Here is a 17,288-nt window from a genome sequence, read left to right as displayed (position 1 = left end):
TCATTTTTCTCGTCGCAAACTAAGGTTGACTAATGAATGTGGAATGAAACAATACGCCAGTTTTATAAATCGATCGCGAAGTCAAAGGATATTCAATGAAGAAGCTTTTTCGTCCTTATCGTTCAGCGCTTGTTCTGGGCATATTTCCGTTAAGCCTAGTGGCGAGTGGTGTGCAGGCACAACTTTCAGAAACTCCTGTAATTGGTGGTGTATTCAGTTCAAGTGAAGTTTTGAAAAATCAGGTTGTGTCGAGTTTGAGCTATTCTGCAACTCTGACTCGCGATGCTGCTCTGTTTACGATTGCTGGCGTGACGTTAGACGCTTACATATTAGCGCTGCCATTGGATGCGAAAACCAAAGCGCGTGTCATCGCTCAGTTATCGAATCCTGCTTACTCGATTCCTCTTGGTTACTTTCTGTATAGCTATTATGACCGTTATGCAGGCATTGGTAGCGAAGATGTGTTTAAAGAGTATCTGGCGACTATTTACGATGAACCCACGCTAAAGGGCTTTGAACATAGCTTGTACCATTTTGGCGATGCCAAAGAAAAAAGCGAAGCACATTCGGAGAATCATCAGCAACCAGATACGTCAACAGAATCAACGGGGCACCATGAGGGTATTCGGGTAGATGACAAGTTTATTGCCAATATGGTGGTGATCTACGATGCCTTGTTTGATTTAGGTGTGTGGCGAGATATGGATACACTGCCAGATAGCTATACTTACCTGACTGATAGCGAACAAGATTTGGCTATCATCAATAAAATCCAACCGATTGTTGTAGGTTTGATCGACAAGGCGGCGCAAGGCATGGAGCCAAGCGACATTCGCTCAGCAATGATGACCATTGTCGAAGATGGTAAGCCGGAAAACGCTAATAAACCGAACAACAAGGCACAAGCTCTCACCGTCACCCTGATCGATTTTGTTCGTCTCAACTTGCTCAAGGCATATCGCCAATTTGTATTTAAAGAAGAGAGAACAGACGCACTTGATGATTGGATGCAGCAAGCCTTTGATGACAATCCGCAAGATTTGATTGAATTTCTCTCTTCTCAGCAAAACCGTCGCTTTGCGGTGCAAGTGACCGTTGATGGCTTGCAGCAAGGTTTGATTGAAGGTTTGGTTGACCCGACAGCCCCATTTATCTCGGTTGCGAATCAGCACCACCAAAACCGCGAACAGTACAAACCTAAGCTTGAACAAGTGATTGAGCCGCCACATAAGCAGCAGGTGAGCTTTATGGCGCAATTGGCTGAACAGACGTATCAAGACCAGTACTATTTGCCCTTCTTTAAGAGACTCTACAGCGAAAACAAGAGCAATATTAGCCGAGTTGGTATCTCCTCAACGCCAACCATCAGTGTTCGCAATCTGCCGATCATTAAAACCGGTGCGAAAGTCTCAGGAGAGGGGGGAACAGGCGTTCCGAACTTCCACTTCGTTGATCGAGAGATCGACCGCGCATATTACTTCTTCGGTAATGATGCGCTGCAGTTAGATGTGTTGATGGCAGATAACAAGGTCCAAACCATGTTTGATCGCCTTAACTACTTAAAGACATTGAACTGCAATGCTCAGTACGACTGGAACGCACACACCACTTACGATGGCTTGGTGAATCTTGGATTCGGTGAGTCTTTGCGTGACTATGGCGAAAAGCGTTGCTTGAAAGAGTTAGAACAACGAGCGGATGTAGAGCAGTCTCTGACCCAAATGCGCCAAGCGCTAATCGAGGACATCCAATCTTATGAAAGGATCTCTGGCTTTGATCTTTTCACCAAGTTTGCCAAAAAAGCGCAGGTCGAGCAGACGATATCCCAATACGCTAAGTTAGATGGACAAGGTATGCCGGATTACACCTTGATCTATAACCCGTGGCCGGATCATTTTGCTCACTTCACTGGCCCGTTTAGCGATGAAATTCTGATGCCAACTGGTGAGCTCAACCGCTTGGATTACTGGCTGACGCAAGTGGAGAACACTTATAAGTCTGCAGGTGTTTATTCGAGAACCTTGTGGGGCATGGCCGGAGATCACGGTTTAACGCCAGTGTTCTATGCGCTTAACCCAGAAAAACAGGTACTAGAAGGTCTTCAGCAAGAGCTTGATTATCCAATCGTGGTTGAGAAAATTTCATCTGATGAAGGGGAAGGTCCGAAGATCACTAATGCTCTCGATTATCCAAGCCTTAAGGCGGTGGATGTGGTGGTGGCTTCGACTGCGGGGGGTAACTTTATGATGGACTTCTTTAACTCGCATCAAGGTTGGAAGGTACAGCCTGTGTATCAAGAGTTAACTGAGTGGACTCCGCTGGCAGCCCCTAAAGATACCCACATCGATATCATTGATCAGATAGCAAAGCGTCTACCCGAATCGCTGGACTACATGGTCGTGCGCGAGCAGGCTTGTACTGAGGAGAGTTGTTCTGTACGAGTGATTGGTAATCGTGACCAGTTGCGTGTGGATGAGTTGATTACACGTCAAGGAGACAAGCTGTTTTATGAGTCACTAGAGACTGGTCAGCGTCCACAGTTACTGAATACGCAACAACTTAACACTTACCTTCCTAAACCTACCGATGCCGAGTTTGCCGCTTATTCTCGTTTGGTCGATAAGTGTTTAAATCGTGCAGTTAAGTCTCAGCCTTCGACTTGGTGTCACGCAGATGAGTGGACGCAACTGACACGATTTACACCAAGGCCCGATTCAGTAAACCAGTTGGCCAATATCTACTTGGAAGATAGAGCCGGTACGGTGAACCTATTTCCGAAAGAGGGGATTGGTTACAACACCAAGGTACCGGGGCGACATGCTGGTGAAGATTACCTTGAGAAAGATGCCTTTATTGGTTTCTGGGGCGAGCCGATCGGCGAAAACTCAACACCACTGACGATCGAAGCGAATGGCTCATTGGCACCGACTTTGTTTGAGTACCTAACGGGTGAGCAGGTTGTGGTTGGTGAAAACGGTTGGGGCTTCCCGTCTCTCGTCGACAAGTTAGATATTCAAAAATAGTCTATAGAACAGCGGATAGAGGCGGCTTGTAACGGCGTCTCTATACGTTGATACGAAGCGACATACTAACAAAATCTGCTTCGCTATCATCGGTTATCTGATAGCCCAACCTTTGATAGAAAGCGATCGCTGGCTGATTGCGTCTAAAGCTAGAAAGAGTAATCGTTTCACGCTTTTCTTTGATGGCGAGGTCTTGGATATCTCTCATTACTCGATACCCTAGCTTTCGGTTTTGATGAGGTGTGAATATGATCAGTAAGTGTACATGGTAGGCGTTTTGGTAGGGTTTGTAGCAGACTAAACCGACTCGATCATCTCCATCATCTATCCAATAAAACCAGTCTTGTTGATAGTCATTGTTTACTCGTTGCCTTTGATATTCATCATCCCACCCAAATACGGCGTCTACATGAGAATAGAGTGCCTCTTTTATCACAGAAAACTGCGCTTCAGCCTCTGAAGGAAGAATTGACGAGTAGCGTAATAGATGTGGCTCGACACCTTGTTTCATTGTTGAAAGAACGTCCCTGTATCTATCTATTTATCTATGTATCACTGTATCTATATAGCTATGTGTCGTTGTTACTTGAATTCGATTTCTTTTTATTTGGACTCTTCAGCAAGTTGATGGTGGCGAGAAAGCTGCTTGTAGAGGGTGTCTTTCAGTTCCATGCGTTCTACTTTTAGATTGTGCATGTTGTCGTCATCGATTGGACTGCCAGAAACTTCAAGTTCGCGAATGGTGTAGTCGAGTTCGTGGTACTTCTGCATGTTGTTTTTGAACTTAGGGTCGTCGTGGTTAAGCTGCACGATATCCAGTTTGAACTCAGGGAAATCTAGGATAAAAGCGTGGTTTTCATTGAGCATTCGAGTGTCCTCATTCGGGTATTTGCTTATCAGTATAGAAGCACAACCATTAAAGAAATGTGTCACTGAACGCAAAGCTCGAAAGTAATAAAAAAGGGCACTAAAAGTGCCCTATCTATCTCAAAAATAACAATTATTTATTGTTTGCTCGTTGTTGAGCTTTCTTTTCGAGTTTTTGCTGCTTTCTCTGTTCGATCAGTTGTGCAGCATCGCCACCTACGTGAGTCTCACCACGAGCTGCAGACAGCTGTACCTGCTTTTCACGCTCTCTAAAGCGTTGCTTCTGCTCTTCAGTGTGCTTGTCGATACACTTAGGGCAGCTTACACCTTTTTCAAAATCAGCAGACTGTTTGTCTTCTTCAGTGATTGGCAAACGACAAGCGTTACATACATCATAACCACTCTTTTCAAGCTGGTGGTTAACCGCAACACGGCCATCAAACACGTAGCAATCACCTTCCCACATGCTCTCTTCTTCAGGCACTTCCTCTAGATACTTTAGGATGCCGCCTTCAAGGTGATATACCTCTTCGAAGCCTTGCTCTTTCATGTAAGCCGTCGACTTTTCACAGCGAATGCCACCAGTACAGAACATCGCTACCTTCTTGTGTTTGGTAGGATCTAGATTGTCCTCTACGTATTGTGGGAACTCACGGAAGGTTTCTGTGTTTGGGTTGACCGCGTTTTTGAACGTACCGATGTCGACTTCGTAGTCGTTACGAGTATCGACCAGTACCACATCAGGATCTGAGATCAGTTCATTCCAGTCTTTAGGCTTTACGTATGTACCCACGACATGGCGAGGGTCGATTCCCTCGACACCCATGGTTACGATCTCTTTTTTGAGCTTAACCTTGGTGCGGTTGAACGGTTGTTGTTCGTTGAACGACTCTTTGTAGACAACATCAGCTAGGCGCTCATCAAGCTTGAACCAAGCAAGCAGAGCGTCGATTGATTCGCGTGGGCCAGCTACCGTGCCATTGATGCCTTCTTGGGCAAGCAGCAAGGTGCCACGGATTTGGTTGTCGAGAAGCAGTTGAGTAAGTGGTTGGCGGATATCTTGGTAATCATCCAGTGCGACAAACTTGTAGAGTGCGCATACAACATATTGAGACATGACTTTTCCTTTCGCGAGCTGGAGCGTAATTCCAGAGCAATCTCACTTGTCAGTGAGGGATTTATAAATAGTTTTCGGCGTGAGTATAGCTAAGCTTGTCGAGCACAAAAACCAACCAAAGTTAGGGCTATATAGCACCTCTTTATGTGTGGTTTTTACTTTCTAAGGGTTTTTCTTCCTCCTCACTTTCAAAGATAGCCTTCTCATTATCTGTTTCGTATGAATGACAATTTAAAAGTTTAATCCATACAAAATGCTATATATGTCACATATCAAACTCAAAAACTTACAGTTTGTTGTTCTGTTACCGAGATAATAAGGTAACAGCATCAATATCGACGGGGGATAGATGTGAAGAAACTAATATCAGTAATGGCTCTGGTTACGAGTATGACCTCAATGCCATTATTTGCTGAGCCACTAAAAGTCGCGGGTAAACCTGACGACCAAAAGCTGCATTTAACACTCATCAAAGAGGTGGTGGCGCGCTCAGAGCGCTTTGACAGTATCGAATTTGTTTATGCCGAAACGGGTGAGCCTGCTGGCTCTAGGGTGATGGCGGACTTAGAGTCTGGCAAGCTGGATGTAATATGGACTGCGACCAGTATTGATATGGAGCAGCGCTTTGATCCGGTGCACTTCCCAATATTTAGGGGCATGCTCGGTATGCGCATTGGTTTGATCCATCAAAACGATCATAACCTGCTTGCCGGAGTTCAAGACCTGTCTGATCTGCAAAGGTTCACTATCTGCTCAGGTAAAACGTGGCCAGACACTTTCATCATTGACGCCAACAACATCAAAACGGCGAAATCGCTTAAGTATCCGAACATCTTTGAAATGATGTTGGCGGGCAATCGCTGTCATTTCTTTGCTCGCGGTGTGATGGAACCCTTTGCTGAGGTTGAATCTCATCCTGAGCTGCCGCTTGCTGTAGACAGCCATATCATGCTGCGCTATCGAATGCCTTACATGTTTTTCGTAAAGAAAGGTGAGAGTGAGCTACAGCAACATCTGCTCAGTATCATCAATGAGATCTTTGAAGACGGCACTTATGAAGAGATGTTCTTTGCTGACAAAGAAGTAAAGATGGCGCTGTCACTCGCCAAGTTACAAGAACGCGTCATTATCGATCTTGATAACCCATACCTCACACAACAGACACAGGCGATGCCTGAAAAATACTATTTTGACCCACTAGCGAATCGGAAGTAGTCACATGAACAAATTAACAAAGAAAATGGTACTGATGATCGCATTGGTCATGGTGTTAGTGGCAGCGGTTGCTCTGCCAGCTCAGTACTTCATTAGTAAGAATGCCGCAGAGTCTCAGGCGCAACTCAATGCCTCTGAAGTGGTCTCAGAGCTTGAGGTTATCCTACAAGAACCTGTTTATGTTTACGACAAAGCACTGGTTCAGAACATCATTGAGGCTTACGCACAAAAGAGCTCTATCGCCTCTATTTCGGTTCTCGATCAAAACGGTAAGGCGCTAGCGAGTGTTAACTCTTTGCCTGTAGAAACGCTGTCGTCACTGACTATTACCTGGGATAACCTGCCTGTCGGTGAGGTCGAAATTGGTTTTAATCAGCAAGCCGCTCGTGATGAACTGGCCAATGCCATGCAGGTATCGTCGCTGATCATGTTCAGTGTCTTTGCGATTAACCTATTGCTTATCTCTTTTGTACTCGACCGTAAAGTGGTTGCGCCAATCAAACAGATGTCTGAGAACATGAATGACATTGCCGCTGGTGGTGGTGATCTGACGTCTCGAGTGGAAGAGAAAGGGGATGATGAAGTCACCGAGCTTGCGAGCGCGTTTAACCAGTTTGTGGCGACCGTACAGAGCATCATTGTTGATACAGCAAAAACCACACAACACCTTACAGGTAATGGTCACGCGATTGCGAACTTGCGTGATGAGATGAACGTTCAAACCACACAACAAACGAGCCTAACTCACGAGAGCCTGAGCAAGATTGAGCAGTTCAATATCGCGACGAAAGAGATCGCAGCACACACTGAAAATACGCTGCATCAATCAAACGATGCGTTGCAGCTTAGCCACCGCAGTGGCCAAACGATTGAAGTGAATGCACAGAACATCGGTGAACTGGTACAAAGCCTAGAGAGTGCTGCGGATTGTGCAAATTCATTGAAGGTAAGTAGCGATGACATTGGTCGTGTGATTGAGGTAATCAAAGCCATTGCTGAGCAAACCAACTTACTTGCGCTGAACGCTGCGATTGAGGCGGCACGTGCGGGTGAAAGTGGACGTGGTTTTGCGGTCGTTGCTGACGAGGTTCGCGCTTTGGCATCGAAGACGCATGAATCTACCAATGAAATCGAAACCATTATTGAGCGCTTACAAGTAGAAGCATCGGCCTCTTTTGATGCCACTCAGAAGTCGAAACAGCTGGTCGAGAAAACCAAAGAGAGCTCGGATGAAATCCAAGAAGCCTTGACCAGTATCATTAGCTCGGTCTCTTCAATTAATGAGATGGTTGACTCTGTCGCTTCAGCTTGTGAAGAGCAATCAAATGTGAGCTCTACTGTGGCTGATGATATGAACTTGCTGGATGCGAGTGCGAGCCGCATGCAGACAGTCAATGGCAACCTGCAATCACTGGCAGAAGATATTTTGGGTCACACCGAGGAGCTATCTGGGCAGATCGATCGCTTCAAATACTAGCTTGTCTGTCCGTACCCTGTAGCTGAGCTCCAGCGCAAAAGCTCCACTTCGGTGGGGCTTTTTGTCTTTTAGAGTCTCAATAAAGGTGATTTTTATTTCAAAAAGGATAATAGTAATAAAGTGATATAACTTAGGTGCATGTAGATGGTAACTCTAGAACAACAGCTTTCTCGTCTTGATCTCAACTTATTGGTCTCCTTGAGCGTTTTAATCAAAGAACGCAATGTCACCCGAGCGGCACAAGCGCTGTACTTGTCGCAACCCGCAATGAGTCGGACCTTGGGGCGTTTACGTGAATTGTTTGACGACCCTTTATTTTATCGTGAATCCAATGGTTTGGTGCCGACGCAGAAGGCATTGGAACTGCAAGAGCCCTTGGAAGAGTTACTTCGAAACATGCAGAGTCTGATTGCCAGATCCGCGTTTACACCAGAATCGTGTGACCAAACATTCGCTATTTCACTGCCTCCTTTGATGAGTGGTTTTGTCAGTATTCCTTTGATTACTGCGCTCAAAGAGCACGCTCCAAAGGCGAGTTTAGTTGAGTTCCCAGTCGCCAAAGAGCCCACTCAACAGCTAGCCGACCGAAGCGTGGATTTCTCGTTTCATGTTGATAAGCCAGACAATGAATCGGAGTTTCCATCTCAATGCATAGCGACGACCTATCCCGTTTTTTACGTCTCGCGAAATCACCCTTTAGCCAAGCAACAACAAGTCACATTAGAAGAGTGTCTGAATTATCGATTTGTCGATATGAGTCTGGATATTCGCTCTGCGTCTGGTTTGGTTAATCCGATTGATAAATACCTATCCAAACATGGTAGAAAAAGGGATGTGGTTTTCCAAAGTGGTCAGCTTCACTCATTAGTTTCGGTCATGCAGCAGACGGACACGGTGATGGTCTCTTCTAATAAGCTGTTGACCTCTTCATACCTTAAACAACAACTTGTCCCTGTGCTTACGATGGAAGCCTTCCCTGAGCTGTGCCTGAATATCTATCTTATTGAGCACAAACGAACCAGTAATAGCGCTCCTCATCAGTGGTTGAAAGCGTTGATCCTCTCAACATTAGCGGGTGAGCAGTAAGTTCAGTTGGTTGTGTAGGTCATTGATCATGATATGTGTTTGGTGCATTTCTAAGATAATTATGAATCATTTCCGGTAATGTCATTCAGTCGGTAAAGTAGTCATCAAGTTGTTAGCCGCACTGGAAGCCAGAGCCTTGTAAAAGCAAGCCTAGCCGCGAGCTGAACAGTTAACCTTAATGACTTATCGTTAGCGCAGTGAATGGATGTGACTCGGTAAGTTTGACTCTAAGAGAGAAGCATTATGAAAGCTATTAAACGTACCCCAATCGCTCAAGTTTCAGGTGTTATTATCGCTGGTCTTTTGATGTCTACACCAGTCTTGGCAGCACAATCTAACTCTATTGAAGTTACTGCCGAGAACTTCACTCATGCAGAAACCGCTCGTAACTACCGTAATTGGGCGAGCAAGGGTGCGACGCAAGAGTTCGTGAAGATGCAGGGTTTACCTCCACGCGGAAAAGCGGCTCCGACAGTGCAAATGAATGATGATACGCTCTACGGGGTAGCGATTGTGAAGCGCGTTGATGGTCAAGTCACTTTCTCGATTCCAGAAACCGACAACTACATGGCAGTTCAAGTGGTGACAGAGCGTGGTCATGGCCAGCACTACGTGGTCGAAGATGGCACGTATCAGTTACCAGTCGAGTCGGAATATGCATTTCTACTTTATCGTTCTGGTACAGAAAATGGCATTGAAGCTGCCAAGGCGTCACTGGACAAAGTGAATTCATCTCAGTTCAATTTTGCAACAGACTATAAAACTCAGCCATACAATTACGAAGAAGTGGAAGCGTGGGTGCAGGCGTTTACTCAAGAGGTCAACGACACGAGCAACTTTACCTATACCTTCCCACGAACATCTGACAAGGTGACGGATCTTCACCAGTGGAACTTGGAAAACGCGGCAGGTTGGGGCGGTGCGAGTCCAGAGGCGTTTGTTGGTAATAAGTACTCAAACAGCCCTAAGATGAAGGCCGATGTTTGTTACACCTCGACCTTTGAAGATCCAGAGAACAAATTCTTCACGTCGATAACGGCTTATGATGGTGATAAGTATCTGATGGAAGGCGTACGAAATGTTAATTCACATACATGGGACAAGAACGAAGACGGTACGATTACAGTCTCTTTCAACTGTGGTGAAACTGCGAAAAATAACATTGATACCAAAGGACAAGATTATACCTTTACCTCTCGTCACTACGGGGTAAACCCAAAAGTGATGGAAACCGATAAAGATCCAATCATCTCTGCTGTGGTTGCTCAATAACCGCTTAACCTTGTCAAAATAAAAAACGGGCCCACTAGATTATCTAGTGGGCCCGTTTCGCATTGGTTCACAACAAATTAGCCTTGCTTGTTAAGCTGCTCTTTTGCTGCTTCTACTTTAGAGAAGTCTAGGCCAAGTTCTTCAACTGCTTCTTTAATTAGCGCAGGGTTTTGCATTACTTGGCCCATAAGAAGTTGTAGCTTCTCTTGAGGCAAGCCAAGTTGGCTGATGGTTGCCATTGCAGCTAGCGGGTTTTCAGTCAACGTTTTGAAAATGCTGTTGATCTGCTCATCACCGATGTTGTTCTCTTTTAATAGCGCAATAATTGGGTTCATTACCTTACCTTTAAACTAGCGACTGTTAATTTCGGGGCATTTTAGCACTGGCTGCCATTAGGATGAAACAGCAATTGCCCTTTCGTCATCAACTCTTGCTTTTGTCATTATCTAATCGCAGCTAACCCTTCTGCTAAGCGAGATACCGCCTCGCGCAATTCATCTGGATTTGCGTTAGTAAAGTTAAGACGCAATGCAGCCTTGGCACCGTTCGCATCTGGGTAGAACACCGGGCTTGGTACCACAGCTACGCCGTTACCAAGCAGGCTTTTAGCCAAGGCAAACGTATCGCACTCTGGGATTTCAACCCAAATGAACATGCCGCCGTCAACGGGCTTCAAGGTACAACCCTGTGGCAATTTTTGCTCCAGTTCAGAGAACAGCACCTCATAGCGAGATTTGTACAGGTTGCGGATGTTCTCCATGTGTAGGCCAAAATCTTGGTGCTTAAGAAGACCAAGTAGCAGTGCCTGCATTGGAACACTAGAGTGCAAATCTGCACCTTGTTTTACCTTGATAAGCGGCTCAAGGTAGCTGCATTTGCCGGTTACCGCGCCGATACGCAGGCCCGGAGAAGCAATCTTAGAGAATGAACGCAGCACGATAGAATGATCAGGGCAGAACGAAGACACTAGTGGCAGTTCACTACCTGTAAAGCGCAGTTCGCGATAGGGTGCATCTTCAATGAAAGCAACGTTGTACTGTTCACAAAGTGCAGCCACTTGCTGACGGCTTTCTAATGTCCAGCATACGCCGGTTGGGTTATGGAAATCGGGTACTGCGTAGAACATCTTCGGTGCTTGCTGTTTAAAGCAGGCTTCTAGCTCGACTAGGTTTGGTCCAAATTCGGTTTGAGAAACGGTCACAATGTTCGCTTGCACTAAACCAAATACTTGCATTGCACCTAGGTAGCTTGGCGCTTCCATTACAACCGTATCGCCCGGATCAACATAAGCGCGAGCGATCAAATCCAAGCCTTGTTGTGAGCCTGTACAGATCATCGCAGTGTGTGATTCTGGTAATTGATAAGTGTCGCTGAGGTGATCGATCAGCGGGCCGTAACCTGCTGTTGAACCGTATTGAAATACTTCAGGCATGTTCGATAGGTTTTCAAGAGTCGGCTTCATCAGTTCAATCGGAAATGTTTGTTCATCTGGCAGACCACCGGCCAATGAGATGACGTTTTTGTCGCTTGCTGCGGCAAGAATTTCACGGATATAGGAAGACTGGATTTGTTGTAATGATTTTGCGATTTCCATGTGTAGTTATCTCGTTGTGTCTGCTTTTTTATTTATTCAGTGATATTACATGGCATTGAAAAAAACGATGTGTCCATTTATGCTCTTAAATATGTCCATTTATGCTATTTAGAGAATGTCACGCCAACACATATCCAGAATCAATGATGTGCTCTTCTATATTCATCAAGACATCAGCAAGGAACTTCCAGCCAAAGAACTGGCTGAAGTCGCGGCATATTCGGAGCAACATTTTCACCGTATTTTCAAGAGTGTGGTGGGGGAGTCGATTCACCAATATATCCGTCGTACCCGTATGGAGTATGCAGCGAATCAGTTGATGTTTGATACCCGTTCTTCTGTTGCCGAGATAGCCAACAAGTGTGGTTTTAGCTCGCTCTCATCGTTTAGCCGCGCGTTTAAGGCTACCTTTCATATGGCGCCGGGAGAGTGGCGAAAGCACGACTTACAAACTGCAGAAAAGCCGTACCTCAAAGATGCCGAGATTGCCGCAGGTTATCACCGTGTCGCGCAGAGAGAGCTTCCTGATCCTAAGATCATGGAGGTCGCACCGCGCTTGGCGGCTTATGTAAGGCATACCGGGTATAATCGCTCGATACGTAATGCTTGGCTTATCCTAAAAGCGTGGGCGAATGCCGAAGAGCGAGACTTTAGCCGTCAGTTTGGTTTGCATCACTCCAATCCTGCTTGGGTGGAAATGGATCAGTGTCGATATGTGGCCTGTATCGCGATTGATGAGCCGATCAAGTATCGCAGTGTGGTTAATCAGATGGTGATACCAGGTGGCTTGCATGCGGTGTTTCGTCTTACTGGTATTTATGGTGAACTGTTGCCTCAGATTAGTCAGGTTCTAGAGCAATGGTTGCCAAGTTCTGGCTTCAAACAGCGATCGACACCAGCGTACGTTCATTACCATCAAAATCACTTTCTTAATCATGATGAAGCCTTTGTGTTGGACTTCTATCTCCCAGTCAGTTTTTACTAATTTTAATTACTAAGGAAGCGCAATGTACCTTGTTCTTTATTGTCACAACATCGGCAGCACCGATTTTTCATTCTTTGAAACAGAAGATTTTGACCCTGATGAGGGTTACGTAGTCCGCGGTAAGTGGCCAAATGAACAGGCATTTCGAGACTATTTGAAAAAGGAATTTGGTGATATGAGTGATTACAAGGTGATTGATTTGATTGCCCAAGGCGCTCAAGCAGAAGCGTTGGATGCGAAGGCGCTCGGTGAGCTTGCTGAGAGTCAGTGACTGCCAAATCATCAAGTATAAAAAAGGCCACACTCCGGAGGTAGAGGTGGCCCAAATGTTTTCTTAGGCTTCCGTCTTACTTATTGTCGCTTACTTGGGCAAGTTAACCAGTGAATCGCGCGTAAGATCTTTTATTGTTTTAGCGCCTGTTAGCGTCATCGCTACACGCATCTCTTTGTCATACAGGTCGAGAAGATTTTCAACACCCGCTTGGCCTTGTGCTGCAAGTGCATACACGAATGAACGACCTAGTAGAGTACAGTCTGCACCCAGTGCCATCATACGAACCACATCAAGGCCAGTACGAATACCAGAATCGACCAGAATCTTAGTATCGCCTTTTACTGCATCGGCAATCGCAGGTAGGGCTCTTACACTTGAAAGAACGCCATCCAGCTGACGACCACCGTGGTTTGAAACAACGATACCATCGGCACCAAAGCGAACTGCGTCTTTTGCATCTTCTTCGTCAAGGATACCTTTGATCACCATTGGGCCATCCCAGAAGTCACGAATCCATTCGAGATCCTTCCACGAGATAGATGGGTCAAAGTTATCACCTAACCAGCCGATGTAATCTTCCAGTTTGGTTGGTGTGCCGCGGTACGTTGAGATGTTTCCAAGGTCGTGTGGTTTACCAAATACACCCACATCGAATGCCCAGCTTGGGTGACGCATTGATTGGAAAATGCGACGCACTGCCGCGTTCGGGCCGCTCATGCCAGAGTGCATATCACGGTAGCGTGCACCCGGAACAGGCATGTCTACAGTGAACACAAGTGTTGTTACGCCTGCCGCTTTCGCACGCTCTAGAACGTTCTTCATGAAGCCACGATCTTTCAGTACGTAAAGCTGGAACCACATTGGACGTTCAATCTTAGGTGCAACTTCCTCAATTGGACATACCGATACCGTCGACATGGTAAACGGGATGCCTTTGTTGTCGGCTGCTTTCGCTGCTTGAACTTCACCGCGGCGAGCGTACATACCAGTAAGACCAACTGGAGCCAGTGCGATAGGCATCGCCAGCTTTTCACCAAACAATTCTGTATCTAAACTCAGTTCCGACATGTCATTCAGAACACGTTGCTTAAGCGCGATTTCAGCTAGGTCTGCTGTGTTGCGGTGCAGAGTGTGCTCGCCATAAGATCCACCGTCAATGTAATGGAAAAGGAACGGAGGTAGCTTAGATTTAGCGGCAGCTCGGTAGTCTGTAGATGCGGAGATAATCATAATCTTTATCCTAAGTTTAGGGCTCGCCTCTCTTCGAAGGCTTACTCTGTCGAATGTGGTGCCAGTTGGAACAGGCGTTTGGAAATAAAATGGCGTCAGCGTACACAGTAATTGCTAGGCTGCTGGCTTCCAGAAGGTGCGTAGTCAACGAGTAACCAGTACAAACGTCGCGGTGTCGGGGAATGAACGCTGACGCCAAGTTGGGTGGCGGTGCAATGAACACCGCCTAATTTAAGCTTAACGCATCAGAGCGTCAGTCACGTTGAATCCGTAGATAACCACAAGACCGATGATGCCTGTCATAACTAGGTAGTAGAACGTTGGGATTACGGTCTTACGTAGCGTTGCACCTTCGCGGCCTAGCAGACCTACGGTTGCAGATGCGGCTACCACGTTGTGAATTGCAATCATGTTACCTGCTGCTGCACCTACCGCTTGTAGAGCGACAACTACTGCACTCGAGATAGTCAGAGTTTGTGCGACCTCGAATTGGAATTGGCTAAACATCATGTTTGATACTGTGTTTGAGCCTGCAATGAATGCACCCAACGCACCCACTGTTGCACTTAGTGCAGGGAAAGCAGAGCCGACAAGGTCAGCGGCGAAGTTTGCGGTTGTAACCGGCATACTCGCTAGGTCAGCGGCGTTCACACCAGAGTTGATGAAGATACGAACCATAGGGATAGTGAACACCAGTACGAAACCTGCACCAATTAGTGTTTTGCTTGATTCACCGAACGCTTTCGCAAGTGGCGCAGCGCTGCGGCCTTGAATCAATACAGCAACCAATGCAACGAATACTAGGATACCGCCCGGCAGGTAAAGAGGTTGAATCGCAGTGCTCACACCTGTTTCACCAAGGATGTTGCTGAACGATAGGCTAACGCTCTTTAGGAAACCTTTGAACTCAGGGCTAACACGGCTAGCAACTAGAGTTACAGCAAGCAGTACGTATGGAGCCCAAGCGCGAGCCATGCTCATCTTCTGCTGGCCTTTGTTCTCATCAAGGTCGATTTTTAGAGAACCTAACCACTCTGCAGGCCACTTATCTTCGCTCTCGAAATCCCATTTTGATTTAGGCACTAGGAAGCCACGTTTCGCTGCTGTCACGACGATAGCAAGGCCAACTAGACCACCAATTAGAGATGGGAACTCAGCGCCCAGGAATACACCTGTCAGTGCGTAAGGGATGGTGAATGCTGCACCAGCAAATAGTGCGAACGGTAAAATGTCTAGGCCTTCAGTCCAGCTCTTGTTCTTACCGAAGAAGCGAGTCAGCATCATTGCCATTAGTACAGGAATCATCACACCTACAGTTGCGTGAATCATCGCAACACTTGATGTGATTTGCTGTAGGTAAGCGTCCCATGTTGAACCATGAGCAACTAGGCTTTCACCGATGTTGTGCGTATCCAGACCTTTGTTTACACCCACGATAATAGGCGTACCTACCGCACCGAACGATACCGGAGTAGATTGGATCATCATGCCCATTAGTACCGCAGCAAGTGCTGGGAAGCCGATAGCAACCAGTAGCGGTGCTGCAATGGCCGCTGGCGTACCAAAGCCTGATGCGCCTTCAATGAAAGAGCCAAAACACCAAGCGATGATGATGGCTTGTACACGACGGTCTGCTGAAATATCAGTAAACCCGTTACGAATCGTTGTAATGGCTCCGGTGTGCTTCAAAGTGTTTAGTAAGAAGATAGCGCCGAACACAATCCAGAGAACCGATACAGTGATACCAAAACCTTGGAATACAGATGCCAACACACGAGTGCCTGACATGTCCCAACCAAATAGTGCGATAAGTACGGTTAGACCAAAGGCCACCGGCATCGCTTTCTTCGCTGGCCAATTTAGGCCAACCAGCAAGATAGCTGCCATAACTATTGGCGAAAATGCCAACAGAGCTAATAGAGTTTCATTCATGGGTACTTCCTCGTCCTTGCCTCAATCCTTGTCGGTTTGAAGTGACTTACACGTTATTGTTTTTTGTTATTACAACGGCAGTGGTTGTAATGGGTTTGTTAATTTGGCGTGAATTTACCTCTTTATTTTTTATTGATATAGGGAAATAATGAAAATAATTAATTCCAAAATTGGCATAATAACATGCGTGCAGACGACTTAATCCTGTTTTCACAGGTGGTAGAAATGGGTTCATTTAGTAAGGTTGCGGAGCAAAATAACCTTACAAATTCGGTAGTTAGCAAAAGAATTGCTCGACTGGAGGAAGAGATAGGTGTTCAATTATTATATCGTACAACGCGTAAATTAACGCTGACTGAGGCAGGTAAGGCAATCTTGCATGGAGCCAAAAATGTGAAGCAGGCAACCCAAGAGGCTATGGACGCTGTTTCAGGCTTTGGTGAAAATGTCAGCGGTCACATCAAAATGTCGGTCCCGAGTATTTCGGGTGATTTGATACTGGCAGATGCGGTTGCTGAGTTTTGTAACATGCACCCCGGCCTTACTGTCGATATGTCACTCGATAATCGCTTTGTCGATCTGGTTAATGATGGCTTCGACTTGGTGATCAGAACGGGTTATCTGGAAGATTCGAGCTTAATCGCACGCCACATTTTGGACTCTCAATGGGTTGTGTGTGCATCCCCCTCTTATATTGCTCGTAATGGTAAACCACTTATTCCCACCGATTTGGTGAAACATAACTGTCTGCAATATGCCTACCAGACAACCGGGGCGGGTGAGTGGCAATTTATTCGAGAAGGACAGGGTGATAGCAAATACATAGTGCGTGTTTCGGGTTCTTTCTCAACTGACAATGCAACAGCGTTAAGAAAAGCGGCATTGGGTGGTCATGGCATTGCTTACGTACCACGCTGTTTGGTCTACCACGACATACGTAACGGTCAACTGGTGGATCTGTTCCCTGATATCGTGGGTAAAAAACTGGGTATCTACGCTGTTTATCCGTTTACACGCCAACCCCCGAATAAGATCAAGATGTTGATTGAGCATATCCGTGCTCGTTATCTGGCCATTTCGCATTACTTTTAATATGCATTTCGGCTTTATTGTTGAGCAATTATCACGTGAACAAGGTTTGATCGCGATGATGTTGACTGATGACAGCGACATCTAAAGTTACGTTTTAGTGCAAATGGTTACTTGATTTAAACAC

Annotated in this window: 15 protein-coding genes; 8 read left to right on the top strand and 7 right to left on the bottom strand. The window is 46.1% G+C overall.

Annotated features, from left to right (window positions below; all coding sequences use genetic code 11):
* Positions 1-95: 95 nt before the first annotated feature.
* Entirely contained in the window at positions 96-3,023 is a 2,928-nt protein-coding gene (locus tag L1D60_RS00840; RefSeq protein WP_239839295.1) for an alkaline phosphatase family protein, read from the top strand.
* Between the two features lie 40 nt (positions 3,024-3,063).
* Here L1D60_RS00840 and L1D60_RS00835 read toward each other — a convergent pair whose 3' ends face one another.
* From L1D60_RS00835 to L1D60_RS00825, 3 genes are all read right to left on the bottom strand, one after another.
* On the bottom strand, positions 3,064-3,534 hold the full coding sequence (locus L1D60_RS00835) for a GNAT family N-acetyltransferase (RefSeq protein WP_239839294.1): 471 nt from the start codon (positions 3,532-3,534) through the stop codon (positions 3,064-3,066).
* 92 nt (positions 3,535-3,626) lie between these two features.
* The gene (locus L1D60_RS00830; protein WP_032553577.1) at positions 3,627-3,890 is read right to left on the bottom strand and encodes a YdcH family protein; all 264 of its coding nucleotides are present in this window, start codon (positions 3,888-3,890) and stop codon (positions 3,627-3,629) included.
* A gap of 133 nt (positions 3,891-4,023) precedes the next feature.
* Positions 4,024-5,007, bottom strand: coding sequence for a rhodanese-related sulfurtransferase (locus L1D60_RS00825; protein WP_239839293.1), 984 nt, complete (start codon positions 5,005-5,007; stop codon positions 4,024-4,026).
* A 351-nt stretch (positions 5,008-5,358) separates the two neighbouring features.
* On the opposite strand from L1D60_RS00825, the gene L1D60_RS00820 reads away from it, so the two are divergent.
* From L1D60_RS00820 to L1D60_RS00805, 4 genes are all read left to right on the top strand, one after another.
* Positions 5,359-6,222, top strand: a complete 864-nt coding sequence (locus L1D60_RS00820; RefSeq protein WP_239839292.1) for a transporter substrate-binding domain-containing protein — start codon at positions 5,359-5,361, stop codon at positions 6,220-6,222.
* Positions 6,223-6,226: 4 nt separating this feature from the next.
* Positions 6,227-7,699 (top strand): methyl-accepting chemotaxis protein, encoded by a 1,473-nt coding sequence (locus L1D60_RS00815; RefSeq protein WP_239839291.1) that lies wholly within the window; start codon positions 6,227-6,229, stop codon positions 7,697-7,699.
* 144 nt (positions 7,700-7,843) lie between these two features.
* Positions 7,844-8,785, top strand: coding sequence for a LysR substrate-binding domain-containing protein (locus L1D60_RS00810; RefSeq protein WP_239839290.1), 942 nt, complete (start codon positions 7,844-7,846; stop codon positions 8,783-8,785).
* A 243-nt stretch (positions 8,786-9,028) separates the two neighbouring features.
* Positions 9,029-10,057, top strand: coding sequence for a DUF1214 domain-containing protein (locus L1D60_RS00805; protein ID WP_239839289.1), 1,029 nt, complete (start codon positions 9,029-9,031; stop codon positions 10,055-10,057).
* 77 nt (positions 10,058-10,134) lie between these two features.
* On the opposite strand, the gene L1D60_RS00800 is transcribed toward L1D60_RS00805, so the two are convergent.
* Positions 10,135-10,392, bottom strand: a complete 258-nt coding sequence (locus tag L1D60_RS00800) for a DUF2999 family protein (protein WP_032553574.1) — start codon at positions 10,390-10,392, stop codon at positions 10,135-10,137.
* A 107-nt stretch (positions 10,393-10,499) separates the two neighbouring features.
* The gene (locus tag L1D60_RS00795; protein WP_239839288.1) at positions 10,500-11,651 is read right to left on the bottom strand and encodes a PLP-dependent aminotransferase family protein; all 1,152 of its coding nucleotides are present in this window, start codon (positions 11,649-11,651) and stop codon (positions 10,500-10,502) included.
* Between the two features lie 115 nt (positions 11,652-11,766).
* Here L1D60_RS00795 and L1D60_RS00790 point away from each other — a divergent pair, with 115 nt between their 5' ends.
* On the top strand, positions 11,767-12,636 hold the full coding sequence (locus L1D60_RS00790; RefSeq protein ID WP_239839287.1) for a helix-turn-helix domain-containing protein: 870 nt from the start codon (positions 11,767-11,769) through the stop codon (positions 12,634-12,636).
* Between the two features lie 22 nt (positions 12,637-12,658).
* The gene (locus tag L1D60_RS00785) at positions 12,659-12,907 is read left to right on the top strand and encodes a hypothetical protein (RefSeq protein ID WP_239839286.1); all 249 of its coding nucleotides are present in this window, start codon (positions 12,659-12,661) and stop codon (positions 12,905-12,907) included.
* Between the two features lie 90 nt (positions 12,908-12,997).
* On the opposite strand, the gene lldD is transcribed toward L1D60_RS00785, so the two are convergent.
* Together lldD and L1D60_RS00775 are read right to left on the bottom strand one after the other, a co-directional pair.
* Positions 12,998-14,140 carry an FMN-dependent L-lactate dehydrogenase LldD gene (gene lldD, locus L1D60_RS00780; protein ID WP_239839285.1) on the bottom strand — a complete coding sequence of 381 codons (1,143 nt, stop codon included), beginning with the start codon at positions 14,138-14,140 and terminating at the stop codon, positions 12,998-13,000.
* Positions 14,141-14,377: 237 nt separating this feature from the next.
* Positions 14,378-16,072 carry an L-lactate permease gene (locus L1D60_RS00775; RefSeq protein ID WP_239839284.1) on the bottom strand — a complete coding sequence of 565 codons (1,695 nt, stop codon included), beginning with the start codon at positions 16,070-16,072 and terminating at the stop codon, positions 14,378-14,380.
* A 183-nt stretch (positions 16,073-16,255) separates the two neighbouring features.
* Between L1D60_RS00775 and L1D60_RS00770 the strand changes: the two genes are divergently transcribed.
* Entirely contained in the window at positions 16,256-17,164 is a 909-nt protein-coding gene (locus L1D60_RS00770) for a LysR family transcriptional regulator (RefSeq protein WP_239839283.1), read from the top strand.
* Positions 17,165-17,288 lie beyond the last annotated feature (124 nt).

Origin of the sequence: Vibrio sp. Isolate30 (assembly GCF_022397975.1) — a bacterium.
Classification (GTDB): domain Bacteria; phylum Pseudomonadota; class Gammaproteobacteria; order Enterobacterales; family Vibrionaceae; genus Vibrio; species Vibrio fortis.
Note: the sequence above shows the minus strand (reverse complement) of the source record. Positions and strands in the feature narration are given on the sequence as shown.